The sequence below is a fragment of the Citrobacter sp. Cf118 genome (assembly GCF_030334095.1).
In the GTDB taxonomy this organism is placed as follows: domain Bacteria; phylum Pseudomonadota; class Gammaproteobacteria; order Enterobacterales; family Enterobacteriaceae; genus Citrobacter; species Citrobacter freundii.
Window position 1 is genome coordinate 20,524 of the sequence record NZ_JAOWES010000056.1, and the last position, 13,102, is coordinate 33,625.

The following is a 13,102-nucleotide window of genomic DNA, read 5'->3' on the forward strand; positions in this document are numbered from 1 at the left end:
CTGTCATGGAAAACCTGAATATGGATCTGCTGTACATTGCTGCCGCTGTGATGATGGGTCTGGCGGCAATCGGTGCTGCGATCGGTATCGGCATCCTCGGGGGTAAATTCCTGGAAGGCGCAGCGCGTCAACCGGATCTGATTCCTCTGCTGCGTACTCAGTTCTTTATCGTTATGGGTCTGGTGGATGCAATCCCAATGATCGCTGTAGGTCTGGGTCTGTACGTGATGTTTGCTGTCGCGTAGTAAGCGTTGCTTGAATTAAGAGCAATATCAGAACGTTAACTAGATAGAGGCATTGTGCTGTGAATCTTAACGCAACAATCCTCGGCCAGGCCATCGCGTTTGTCCTGTTCGTTCTGTTCTGCATGAAGTACGTATGGCCGCCTTTAATGGCTGCCATCGAAAAACGTCAAAAAGAAATTGCTGACGGCCTTGCTTCTGCAGAACGAGCACATAAGGATCTTGACCTTGCAAAGGCCAGCGCGACCGACCAGCTGAAAAAAGCGAAGGCGGAAGCTCAGGTAATCATCGAGCAGGCGAACAAACGCCGTGCTCAGATCCTGGACGAAGCTAAAACTGAAGCAGAGCAGGAACGTACTAAAATCGTGGCACAGGCGCAGGCGGAAATTGAAGCCGAGCGTAAACGTGCTCGCGAAGAGCTGCGTAAGCAAGTTGCTATCCTGGCTGTTGCTGGCGCCGAGAAGATCATCGAACGTTCCGTGGATGAAGCTGCTAATAGCGACATCGTGGACAAACTTGTCGCTGAACTGTAAGGAGGGAGGGGCTGATGTCTGAATTTGTTACGGTAGCTCGCCCCTACGCCAAAGCAGCTTTTGACTTTGCCGTTGAGCACCAAAGCGTTGACCGTTGGCAGGATATGCTGATGTTTGCCGCTGAGGTGACAAAAAACGAACAAATGGCAGAGCTTCTCTCTGGCGCGCTGGCGCCGGAAACGCTCGCTGAGTCGTTTATCGCCGTATGCGGTGAGCAACTGGACGAAAGCGGCCAAAACCTGATTCGGGTAATGGCTGAAAATAACCGTCTGAATGCGCTCCCGGATGTTCTTGAGCAGTTTATTCACCTGCGTGCAGCCAGTGAGGCTATCTCTGAGGTAGAAGTTACTTCTGCCAATGCACTGAGTGATGAACAGCTTAAGAAGATTAGCGCAGCGATGGAAAAACGTCTGTCACGCAAAGTTAAGCTGAATTGCAAAATCGATAAGTCTGTAATGGCAGGCGTAATCATCCGAGCGGGTGATATGGTCATTGATGGCAGCGTACGCGGCCGTCTTGAACGCCTTGCAGACGTCTTGCAGTCTTAAGGGGACTGGAGCATGCAACTGAATTCCACCGAAATCAGCGAACTGATCAAGCAGCGCATTGCTCAGTTCAATGTTGTGAGCGAAGCTCACAACGAAGGTACTATTGTTTCTGTAAGTGACGGTGTTATCCGCATTCACGGCCTGGCCGATTGTATGCAGGGTGAGATGATTTCCCTGCCGGGTAACCGTTACGCTATCGCACTGAACCTGGAGCGCGACTCCGTAGGTGCAGTTGTGATGGGTCCATACGCTGACCTCGCCGAAGGCATGAAGGTTAAGTGTACGGGTCGTATTCTGGAAGTTCCGGTTGGCCGTGGCCTGCTGGGTCGTGTGGTGAACACTCTGGGTTCCCCGATTGACGGTAAAGGTCCGGTTGATAACGATGGCTTCTCGCCAATCGAAGTTATCGCACCAGGCGTAATCGAACGTCAGTCCGTCGACCAGCCAGTACAGACCGGTTATAAATCTGTTGATGCCATGATCCCAATCGGTCGTGGCCAGCGTGAGCTGATCATCGGTGACCGTCAGACAGGTAAAACCGCGATGGCAATCGATGCCATCATCAACCAGCGTGATTCCGGCATCAAATGTGTGTACGTGGCTATCGGCCAGAAAGCGTCCACCATTTCTAACGTGGTTCGTAAACTGGAAGAACACGGCGCACTGTCCAACACCATCGTTGTTGTGGCGACCGCGTCTGAATCTGCTGCACTGCAATACCTGGCGCCATATGCCGGTTGCGCAATGGGCGAATACTTCCGTGACCGCGGTGAAGATGCACTGATCGTTTACGATGACCTGTCTAAACAGGCTGTTGCTTACCGTCAGGTTTCCCTGCTGCTGCGTCGTCCACCAGGACGTGAAGCATTCCCGGGCGACGTATTTTACCTCCACTCCCGTCTGCTGGAACGCGCATCCCGCGTAAACGCGGAATACGTTGAGAAGTTCACCAATGGTGAAGTTAAAGGTAAAACTGGCTCCCTGACCGCTCTGCCGATTATCGAAACCCAGGCGGGTGACGTTTCTGCGTTCGTTCCGACCAACGTAATTTCTATTACCGATGGTCAGATCTTCCTGGAAACCAACCTGTTTAACTCCGGTATTCGTCCGGCAGTTAACCCGGGTATCTCCGTATCTCGTGTTGGTGGTGCAGCGCAGACCAAGATCATCAAGAAACTGTCCGGTGGTATTCGTACCGCACTGGCGCAGTATCGTGAACTGGCAGCGTTTTCTCAGTTCGCTTCCGACCTGGATGAAGCTACTCGTAAGCAGCTGAGCCACGGTCAGAAAGTAACTGAACTGCTGAAGCAGAAACAGTATGCGCCAATGTCTGTTGCACAGCAGGGTGTGGTGCTGTTCGCGGCTGAACGCGGTTACCTCGAAGATGTGGAACTGGCGAAAATCGGTAGCTTCGAAGCCGCTCTGCTGGCTTACGTTGACCGTGACCACGCTCCGCTGATGCAAGAGATCAACCAGTCCGGTGGCTATAACGATGAAATCGAAGGCAAGCTGAAAGCTATCCTCGATTCCTTCAAGGCAACCCAGTCCTGGTAACGTCTGGCGGTCTGCTTTAGGGTGGACCGCAAGGCATTGAGGAGAAGCTCATGGCCGGCGCAAAAGAGATACGTAGTAAGATCGCAAGCGTCCAGAACACGCAGAAGATCACTAAAGCGATGGAGATGGTCGCCGCTTCCAAAATGCGTAAATCGCAGGATCGCATGGCGGCCAGCCGTCCTTATGCAGAGACCATGCGCAAAGTGATTGGTCACCTTGCGAATGGTAATCTGGAATATAAGCACCCTTACCTGGAAGAACGCGACGTTAAACGCGTGGGCTACCTGGTGGTGTCGACCGACCGTGGTCTGTGCGGTGGCTTGAACATTAACCTGTTCAAAAAGCTGCTGGCGGATATGAAAACATGGTCCGATAAAGGCGTTCAGTGCGATATCGCAATGATCGGCTCTAAGGGCGTGTCTTTCTTTAACTCCGTTGGCGGTAATGTGATTGCTCAGGTAACCGGTATGGGGGATAACCCTTCCCTGTCCGAACTGATCGGTCCGGTTAAAGTGATGCTGCAGGCCTACGATGAAGGTCGCCTGGACAGACTGTACGTTGTCAGCAACAAATTTATTAACACCATGTCTCAGACGCCAACCATCACCCAACTGCTGCCTCTGCCGGCATCAGATGATGATGAATTGAAGCGTAAATCCTGGGATTACCTATATGAGCCAGACCCGAAAGCGCTGCTGGATACCCTGCTGCGTCGTTATGTCGAGTCTCAGGTTTATCAGGGCGTGGTAGAAAACCTGGCCAGCGAGCAGGCCGCACGTATGGTGGCGATGAAAGCCGCGACCGACAATGGCGGCAGCCTGATTAAAGAGCTGCAGTTGGTATACAACAAAGCTCGTCAGGCCAGCATTACTCAGGAACTCACCGAAATCGTCGGTGGTGCATCCGCGGTATAACCAGGTTAATTCGTAGAGGATTCAAGATGGCTACTGGAAAAATTGTCCAGGTAATCGGCGCCGTGGTTGACGTCGAATTCCCTCAGGATGCCGTACCGCGCGTGTACGATGCTCTTGAGGTTATGAATGGTAAAGAGAGCCTGGTGCTGGAAGTTCAGCAGCAGCTCGGCGGCGGTATCGTACGTACCATCGCCATGGGTTCTTCTGACGGTCTGCGTCGTGGTCTGGAAGTTAAAGACCTCGAGCACCCGATCGAAGTCCCGGTAGGTAAAGCAACGCTGGGTCGTATCATGAACGTCCTGGGTCACCCGATCGACATGAAAGGCGATATCGGTGAAGAAGAGCGTTGGGCGATCCACCGTGCAGCACCTTCCTACGAAGAGCTGTCAAGCTCTCAGGAACTGCTGGAAACTGGTATCAAAGTTATCGACCTGATGTGTCCGTTCGCTAAGGGCGGTAAAGTTGGTCTGTTCGGTGGTGCGGGTGTAGGTAAAACCGTAAACATGATGGAGCTGATCCGTAACATCGCGATCGAACACTCCGGTTACTCCGTGTTTGCGGGCGTAGGTGAACGTACTCGTGAGGGTAACGACTTCTACCACGAAATGACCGACTCCAACGTTCTGGACAAAGTATCCCTGGTATATGGCCAGATGAACGAGCCGCCGGGAAACCGTCTGCGTGTTGCGCTGACCGGTCTGACCATGGCTGAGAAGTTCCGTGACGAAGGTCGTGACGTTCTGCTGTTCGTTGATAACATCTATCGTTACACCCTGGCCGGTACAGAAGTATCTGCACTGCTGGGTCGTATGCCATCAGCGGTAGGCTACCAGCCGACCCTGGCGGAAGAGATGGGTGTTCTGCAGGAACGTATCACCTCCACCAAAACCGGTTCTATCACCTCCGTTCAGGCGGTATACGTACCAGCGGATGACTTGACTGACCCATCCCCAGCAACCACCTTTGCTCACTTGGATGCAACCGTGGTACTGAGCCGTCAGATCGCATCTCTGGGTATCTACCCGGCAGTTGACCCGCTGGACTCCACCAGCCGTCAGCTGGATCCGCTGGTTGTTGGTCAGGAACACTACGACACCGCGCGTGGCGTACAGTCCCTGCTGCAGCGTTATCAGGAACTGAAAGACATCATCGCCATCCTGGGTATGGATGAACTGTCTGAAGAAGATAAACTGGTGGTAGCACGCGCACGTAAGATTCAGCGCTTCCTGTCCCAGCCGTTCTTCGTTGCGGAAGTATTCACCGGTTCTCCGGGCAAATACGTTTCCCTGAAAGACACCATCCGTGGCTTTAAAGGCATCATGGAAGGCGAATACGACCACCTGCCAGAACAGGCGTTCTACATGGTTGGTTCTATCGACGAAGCCGTGGAAAAAGCCAAAAAACTTTAACGCCTTAATCGGAGGGTGATATGGCAATGACTTACCACCTGGACGTCGTCAGCGCAGAGCAACAAATGTTCTCTGGTCTGGTCGAGAAAATCCAGGTAACGGGTAGTGAAGGTGAACTGGGTATTTTCCCGGGTCACGCACCGCTGCTCACCGCCATTAAGCCTGGTATGATCCGCATCGTTAAACAGTTCGGTCATGAAGAGTTTATCTACCTGTCCGGCGGCATTCTCGAAGTGCAGCCTGGCAGCGTGACCGTTCTGGCTGATACCGCGATTCGCGGACAGGATCTCGATGAAGCGAGAGCCCTGGAAGCGAAGCGTAAGGCTGAAGAGCACATCAAGAGCTCTCATGGTGACGTGGATTACGCTCAGGCATCTGCGGAACTGGCCAAAGCGATCGCGAAACTGCGCGTAATCGAGTTGACCAAAAAAGCGATGTAACACCGGCTTGAAAAGCACAAAGGCCAGTCTGGTTTCCAGGCTGGCTTTTTTTGCTTTTGCTGCAAGAACATTTAAATTGAAAGCTGTTTTGTGATTTAGATCATAAAAATATTGATTGGCTAAAAAATGCGGCGTAGACTCTTTTTATGTGATGTATGTCACATAATAAAATCAGATAAAAAGAGATGCCAACATGAAATTACTCAATAAAATCATCGCCATGTTCAGCAATATGAGCTTTTAGACTTTACCTGCCTGTCCTGTGGCGCGATGCTTGATATGGTTTATCAGTCAGCGCCACTTGTTGTTATAAATCCCCTCCCCCTACTCTTCTCCCTCAACTTTTTATTTCGCGTACGCATTTTCGGTTTCTCACTGAATCACATAAATAAAATCGGGCTTTGCATGTGTAACTCTTTATTCATGCGGTGAAAAAATAGCAAAAACATTAACCTAAGGCTTTAATAAGAGCAGCCCCCAGGTTTTTGGCAGACAAAAGACACTGATTTAGACGAAAATAGTGAGTTATCAGATGGGGAATTACCCCTGTTGAACGTTTTATCTTCGGTCCATTTCACGATGAAAAAAATGTAGTATTTTCAATGTGAAACGGTATAAATTCGTTCTCAAATTACAGTCAGGACGTGTATGTTGAATAAAGCTATGAGCGTCGTGATCCTTGCCGCAGGCAAAGGCACGCGTATGTATTCCGATCTCCCTAAAGTGCTGCATACCCTCGCAGGAAAACCGATGGTTCAGCATGTCATTGATGCTGCTAATGAATTAGGTGCGACTCACGTACATCTGGTCTACGGGCACGGTGGTGATTTGCTCAAGCAGACGCTGAAAGATGGCAATCTGAACTGGGTTCTGCAGGCGGAACAGTTGGGTACCGGCCATGCAATGCAGCAGGCGGCGCCATTCTTTGGTGATGATGAAGACATTTTAATGCTCTATGGCGATGTGCCGCTGATCTCTACCGATACCTTACGTCGCCTGCGTGAAGCCAAACCGCAGGGCGGCATTGGCTTGCTAACGGTAAAACTTGATGACCCAACCGGTTATGGCCGAATTACCCGCGATAACGGCAATGTCACGGGTATCGTTGAGCATAAAGATGCCACCGACGAGCAGCGTCAAATCCAGGAAATAAACACTGGTATCCTGATTGCCAACGGCGCTGACATGAAGCGTTGGCTGTCTAAACTGACCAACAACAACGTGCAGGGTGAATACTACATCACCGATATCATCGCGATGGCGTATAAGGAAGGACGTGAAATTGCTGCAGTACATCCGGCACGCATTAGCGAAACTGAAGGGGTGAATAACCGTCTTCAGCTATCCCGTCTGGAACGTGTTTATCAGTCCGAGCAGGCAGAAAAACTGCTGCTGGCAGGCGTGATGCTGCGCGATCCGGCACGTTTTGATCTTCGCGGTACGCTTATTCACGGGCGCGATGTTGAAATTGATACTAACGTTATCATTGAAGGTAACGTAACCGTTGGGGATCGCGTCAAGATTGGCGCCGGTTGCATCATCAAAAACAGCGTGATTGGTGAGGGTTGCGAGCTTAGTCCATACAGTGTGGTGGAAGATGCGCATCTGGAAGCCGCTTGCACCATTGGTCCATTCGCACGTCTGCGCCCGGGTGCTGAGCTGCAGGAAGGCGCGCACGTGGGTAACTTTGTCGAAATGAAAAAAGCGCGTCTGGGTAAAGGCTCCAAAGCCGGTCATTTGACCTACCTGGGTGATGCGGAAATTGGCGATAACGTGAATATCGGCGCGGGTACGATTACCTGCAACTACGATGGCGCCAATAAGTTTAAAACCATTATTGGTGATGATGTGTTTGTGGGTTCTGATACTCAGCTGGTGGCGCCTGTCACCGTGGGTAAAGGTGCAACGATCGCCGCCGGAACCACCGTAACGCGTAATGTCGCCGATAATGAACTGGTATTAAGCCGTGTACCTCAAGTCCATAAACAGGGCTGGCAGCGTCCGGTGAAGAAGAAGTAAGTGATTTTTGCCAGATGGCGGCCTACGTGCGGTGACGTTCTGTAGGCCTGATAAGCGTAAGCGCCATCAGGCAGACAAGAGATGAGGGGATAACATAATCCTCCGCTCAACAAGCAATACCATAAAAATAACCCCACTCTCTACAAGGCTCGGGGCGCCCGAAATGGGCAAATACAGGTCAGCGACAACGACAGGCATAATGCCTAAATTCGGAATCAAAAAATATGTGTGGAATTGTTGGCGCTATCGCGCAGCGTGATGTAGCTGAAATCCTTCTCGAAGGTTTACGTCGTCTGGAATATCGTGGTTATGACTCTGCTGGTCTGGCCGTCGTCGATGCTGAAGGTAACATGACCCGTCTGCGTCGTCTGGGTAAAGTGCAGATGCTGACTGCTGCTGCGGAAGAACATCCGTTGCATGGTGGTACAGGTATCGCTCACACCCGCTGGGCTACACACGGTGAACCTTCAGAAGCGAACGCGCATCCCCATGTTTCTGAACACATTGTTGTGGTGCATAACGGCATCATTGAAAACCATGAACCACTGCGTGAGCTGTTGAAAACGCGTGGCTATACCTTTGTTTCTGAAACCGACACCGAAGTGATTGCTCACCTGGTGCACTGGGAACTGGAACAGGGTGGAACGCTGCGTGAAGCCGTGCTGCGTACTATTCCGCAGCTGCGCGGTGCCTACGGCACGGTGATCATGGATACCCGTAATCCGGAAACCCTGCTGGCGGCCCGTTCTGGTAGCCCGCTGGTGATTGGTCTGGGTATGGGCGAAAACTTCATCGCTTCCGATCAGCTGGCGCTGCTGCCGGTAACCCGTCGCTTCATCTTCCTGGAAGAGGGTGACATCGCGGAAGTGACTCGTCGTTCTGTCTCTATTTTCGACAAGTCTGGCGCAGAAGTTAAACGTCAGGATATCGAATCGAATCTGCAGTATGACGCGGGCGAAAAAGGTATTTATCGCCACTACATGCAGAAAGAGATCTACGAACAGCCGAACGCGATTAAAAATACGCTGACCGGGCGCATTAGCCACGGTGAAGTGGATTTAAGCGAGCTGGGGTCGCGTGCCAACGAGCTGCTGTCTCAAGTTGAGCATATCCAGATTATCGCCTGCGGTACGTCGTACAACTCCGGTATGGTGTCCCGTTACTGGTTTGAATCGCTGGCGGGTATTCCTTGTGATGTCGAAATCGCTTCCGAATTCCGCTATCGCAAATCTGCCGTGCGTCGTAACAGCCTGATGATTACCCTTTCTCAGTCTGGTGAAACGGCGGATACTCTGGCGGGGCTGCGCTTATCCAAAGAGTTGGGCTATCTGGGCTCGCTGGCTATCTGTAACGTACCGGGATCTTCTCTGGTGCGCGAATCCGACCTGGCGATGATGACCAATGCCGGTACCGAAATCGGCGTGGCCTCCACGAAAGCATTTACCACTCAGCTGACCGTTCTGCTGATGCTGGTGGCGAAACTGTCCCGTCTGAAAGGCCTTGATGCGTCTATTGAGCAGGAGATCGTTCACGGTCTGCTGGCGCTGCCGAGCCGTATTGAGCAGATGCTGTCTCAGGACAAACGCATTGCCGCTCTGGCTGAAGGTTTCTCTGACAAACACCATGCGCTGTTCCTTGGCCGTGGCGATCAGTATCCGATTGCGCTGGAAGGCGCGCTGAAGCTGAAAGAGATCTCGTATATTCACGCTGAAGCTTATGCCGCAGGTGAACTGAAACACGGTCCGCTGGCCCTGATTGATGCCGATATGCCGGTTATCGTGGTTGCGCCGAACAACGAATTGTTGGAAAAACTGAAATCCAACATTGAAGAAGTTCGCGCCCGTGGCGGTCAGCTGTACGTCTTTGCTGACCAGGATGCTGGCTTTACCAGCAGCGAAAACATGCACATCATCGAGATGCCGCATGTGGAAGAGGTGATTGCACCGATCTTCTACACCGTTCCGCTGCAGCTGCTGGCGTATCATGTGGCGCTGATTAAAGGCACCGACGTCGATCAGCCGCGTAACCTGGCGAAATCGGTTACCGTAGAATAATCCGTGCTTAACTGAACTGGAAATGCCCTGCTACAAGCGGGGCATTTTTTTAAATTTGTTCTGTTTTTAATCAATTATCCAGCCTGTTTTATGTGACAAACCGTCATCTTCAACTACTGTTTTCAGTGTCATAAAAAGAAAATTTTAACGAAATGTTATTGTCATGATGTCGACTAACTTTTTGTTTTAAATGTATTTTTATATAAAAAACTTCCCGTATTTTTCGTTGTCATAAAACTGTCATATTTCGTACATTTAACTGTCACCTGTTTGTCCTATTTTGCTCACAGTAGCAACTCAAACAACGATTTACGAAAACCGTGCAGGAGACATTATGAAAGTTATGCGTACCACTGTCGCAACTGTTGTCGCCGCGACCTTATCCATGAGCGCGTTCTCTGCGTTTGCAGCAGCGAGCCTGACAGGTGCAGGTGCAACCTTCCCTGCGCCAGTGTATGCCAAATGGGCAGATACCTATCAGAAAGAGACCGGTAGCAAAGTAAACTACCAGGGTATCGGCTCCTCCGGTGGTGTAAAACAAATTACGGCCAATACCGTTGATTTCGGCGCTTCTGATGCACCGCTGTCTGACGAAAAACTGGCGCAAGAAGGTCTGTTCCAGTTCCCGACCGTGATCGGTGGCGTAGTGCTGGCTGTGAATATCCCGGGCCTGAAATCCGGCGAGCTGGTGCTGGACGGTAAAACGCTGGGTGACATCTACCTCGGTAAAATTAAGAAGTGGGATGATGAAGCCATTACCAAACTGAACCCGGGTCTGAAGCTGCCTTCACAGAATATCGCCGTTGTGCGTCGCGCTGACGGTTCCGGTACTTCCTTCGTTTTCACCAGCTACCTGGCAAAAGTAAACGAAGAGTGGAAATCTAAAATTGGTTCCGGCTCTACTGTGAACTGGCCGACCGGTCTGGGCGGTAAAGGTAACGACGGTATCGCTGCGTTCGTACAGCGTCTGCCGGGTTCTATCGGTTACGTTGAGTACGCTTACGCTAAGCAGAACAACCTGGCGTACACCAAGCTGGTCTCTGCTGATGGCAAACCGGTAAGCCCGACAGAAGAGAGCTTTGCTAACGCCGCAAAAGGCGCTGACTGGAGCAAAACTTTCGCTCAGGATCTGACTAACCAGAAAGGTGACGACGCGTGGCCAATCACTTCCACCACCTTCATCCTGGTCCATAAAGAGTCGAAGAAACCAGAGCAGAGCGCAGAAGTGCTGAAGTTCTTCGACTGGGCGTACAAAAATGGCGGCAAACAGGCTAACGACCTGGATTACGCCAGCCTGCCGGACAGCGTGGTTGAGCAGGTTCGTGCTGCATGGAAGACCAACGTGAAAGACAGCAGCGGTAAAGCGCTGTACTAATAGAATATCTTTAACGAGTTGGCGGATGGCGCTACGCTTATCCGCCCTACGGTTTCGACTGTAGGCCCGCTTTGTAGGCCGGATAAGCGTAGCGCCATCCGGCATGGGCAACTTCGTAAACGCGTTTAACTTAAAGAGTGATTTATGGCTGCAACCAAGCCTGCTTTTAACCCACCGGGTAAAAAGGGTGACATGATCTTCAGCGCGCTGGTAAGACTGGCTGCGCTGATTGTGCTATTGATGTTGGGTGGCATTATTGTCTCTCTGGTTATCTCCTCCTGGCCAAGCATTCAGAAATTTGGTTTCTCCTTTCTGTGGACCAAAGACTGGGATGCGCCGAACGATATCTACGGTGCTTTAGTACCGATTTACGGTACGCTGGTTACCTCACTTATTGCACTGTTGATTGCCGTTCCGGTGAGTTTCGGCATTGCGCTGTTCCTGACTGAACTTGCACCTGGCTGGCTGCGTCGCCCGCTGGGCATCGCTATTGAACTGCTGGCGGCAATTCCGAGTATCGTGTACGGCATGTGGGGGCTGTTTATCTTTGCCCCGCTGTTTGCGACTTATTTCCAGGAGCCAGTCGGAAACATCCTTTCCAACATTCCGTTTGTTGGCGCACTGTTCTCCGGCCCAGCTTTTGGTATCGGTATTCTGGCGGCTGGCGTGATCCTCGCCATCATGATCATCCCGTACATTGCGGCGGTTATGCGTGATGTGTTCGAACAAACGCCGGTACTTATGAAAGAGTCGGCCTACGGCATCGGCTGTACCACCTGGGAAGTTATCTGGCGTATCGTCCTGCCGTTCACTAAAAATGGTGTAATTGGCGGCGTGATGCTGGGTCTGGGGCGTGCGCTGGGTGAAACCATGGCGGTGACCTTTATCATCGGTAACACCTACCAGCTCGATAGCGCCTCGCTGTACATGCCGGGCAACAGTATTACCTCTGCGCTGGCGAATGAATTTGCCGAAGCGGAATCTGGGCTGCACGTTGCAGCGTTGATGGAGCTGGGTCTGATTCTGTTTGTGATCACCTTCATCGTGCTGGCTGCGTCTAAGTTCATGATCATGCGCCTTGCGAAGAACGAGGGGGCACGCTAATGGCTACGCTTGAAATGCAAAACACCGCTCAGCTTGCGGAATCCCGCCGTAAAATGCAGGCGCGTCGTCGTCTGAAAAACCGCATCGCGCTGACGCTCTCTATGGCGACCATGGCGTTCGGTCTGTTCTGGCTCATTTGGATCCTGATGTCCACGATCACCCGCGGTATTGACGGTATGTCGCTGGCGCTGTTCACCGAAATGACGCCGCCGCCGAATACGGCGGGTGGTGGTCTGGCGAACGCCCTGGCCGGTAGCGGTCTGTTGATTCTGTGGGCGACCGTGTTTGGTACCCCGCTCGGCATTATGGCGGGTATCTACCTGGCGGAGTATGGGCGTAAGTCCTGGCTGGCTGAGGTCATCCGCTTTATCAATGACATCCTGCTTTCTGCGCCATCCATCGTGGTCGGTCTGTTCGTTTACACCATCGTGGTAGCAAAAATGGAGCATTTCTCCGGCTGGGCGGGCGTGATCGCGCTGGCGCTGCTGCAGGTGCCTATTGTTATTCGTACCACAGAGAACATGCTCAAGCTGGTGCCAGATAGCCTGCGTGAAGCCGCCTATGCACTGGGTACGCCGAAATGGAAGATGATTTCTGCGATCACCCTGAAGGCATCTGTCTCGGGCATCATTACAGGTGTTCTGTTAGCAATTGCTCGTATCGCAGGTGAAACGGCTCCGCTGCTGTTTACGTCGCTCTCCAACCAGTTCTGGAGCACTGACATGATGCAGCCTATCGCCAACCTGCCGGTCACTATCTTTAAGTTTGCGATGAGCCCGTTTGCTGAGTGGCAGCAACTGGCCTGGGCCGGGGTACTGATTATTACCCTGTGCGTACTGCTGCTGAACATTCTGGCGCGCGTCATTTTCGCGAAGAAGAAACACGGTTAATTTTTACGGCGTGGCTGATG

At 51.9% G+C, this 13,102-nt stretch carries 12 protein-coding genes; all 12 read left to right on the forward strand.

Annotated features, from left to right (window positions below; translation table 11 throughout):
* Positions 1-5: 5 nt before the first annotated feature.
* Positions 6-245, forward strand: a complete 240-nt coding sequence (atpE, locus tag OGX67_RS02145; RefSeq protein WP_003023794.1) for a F0F1 ATP synthase subunit C — start codon at positions 6-8, stop codon at positions 243-245.
* Positions 246-304: 59 nt separating this feature from the next.
* Positions 305-775, forward strand: a complete 471-nt coding sequence (gene atpF / locus OGX67_RS02150) for a F0F1 ATP synthase subunit B (RefSeq protein ID WP_003023796.1) — start codon at positions 305-307, stop codon at positions 773-775.
* 14 nt (positions 776-789) lie between these two features.
* Entirely contained in the window at positions 790-1,323 is a 534-nt protein-coding gene (gene atpH, locus OGX67_RS02155) for a F0F1 ATP synthase subunit delta (RefSeq protein ID WP_003023799.1), read from the forward strand.
* 12 nt (positions 1,324-1,335) lie between these two features.
* On the forward strand, positions 1,336-2,877 hold the full coding sequence (atpA, locus tag OGX67_RS02160) for a F0F1 ATP synthase subunit alpha (RefSeq protein WP_003023802.1): 1,542 nt from the start codon (positions 1,336-1,338) through the stop codon (positions 2,875-2,877).
* A gap of 50 nt (positions 2,878-2,927) precedes the next feature.
* Complete coding sequence (gene atpG / locus OGX67_RS02165) at positions 2,928-3,791, forward strand: F0F1 ATP synthase subunit gamma (RefSeq protein WP_003023804.1); 864 nt, start codon at positions 2,928-2,930, stop codon at positions 3,789-3,791.
* Positions 3,792-3,817: 26 nt separating this feature from the next.
* Positions 3,818-5,200, forward strand: coding sequence for a F0F1 ATP synthase subunit beta (gene atpD, locus OGX67_RS02170; protein ID WP_003023806.1), 1,383 nt, complete (start codon positions 3,818-3,820; stop codon positions 5,198-5,200).
* A gap of 20 nt (positions 5,201-5,220) precedes the next feature.
* Positions 5,221-5,640, forward strand: coding sequence for a F0F1 ATP synthase subunit epsilon (locus OGX67_RS02175; protein WP_003023809.1), 420 nt, complete (start codon positions 5,221-5,223; stop codon positions 5,638-5,640).
* Positions 5,641-6,288: 648 nt separating this feature from the next.
* Positions 6,289-7,659, forward strand: coding sequence for a bifunctional UDP-N-acetylglucosamine diphosphorylase/glucosamine-1-phosphate N-acetyltransferase GlmU (gene glmU, locus OGX67_RS02180; RefSeq protein WP_257651378.1), 1,371 nt, complete (start codon positions 6,289-6,291; stop codon positions 7,657-7,659).
* 224 nt (positions 7,660-7,883) lie between these two features.
* Positions 7,884-9,713 (forward strand): glutamine--fructose-6-phosphate transaminase (isomerizing), encoded by a 1,830-nt coding sequence (gene glmS / locus OGX67_RS02185; protein WP_257651377.1) that lies wholly within the window; start codon positions 7,884-7,886, stop codon positions 9,711-9,713.
* Positions 9,714-10,047: 334 nt separating this feature from the next.
* Positions 10,048-11,088 (forward strand): phosphate ABC transporter substrate-binding protein PstS, encoded by a 1,041-nt coding sequence (pstS, locus tag OGX67_RS02190; protein ID WP_003023814.1) that lies wholly within the window; start codon positions 10,048-10,050, stop codon positions 11,086-11,088.
* 144 nt (positions 11,089-11,232) lie between these two features.
* Positions 11,233-12,192 (forward strand): phosphate ABC transporter permease PstC, encoded by a 960-nt coding sequence (gene pstC, locus OGX67_RS02195; RefSeq protein WP_003023817.1) that lies wholly within the window; start codon positions 11,233-11,235, stop codon positions 12,190-12,192.
* Positions 12,192-13,082: a phosphate ABC transporter permease PstA gene (pstA, locus tag OGX67_RS02200; protein WP_003023819.1), complete on the forward strand. Its 891-nt coding sequence runs from the start codon at positions 12,192-12,194 to the stop codon at positions 13,080-13,082. Before pstC ends, pstA begins: the two co-directional genes overlap by 1 nt.
* The last annotated feature ends 20 nt before the right edge of the window (positions 13,083-13,102 follow it).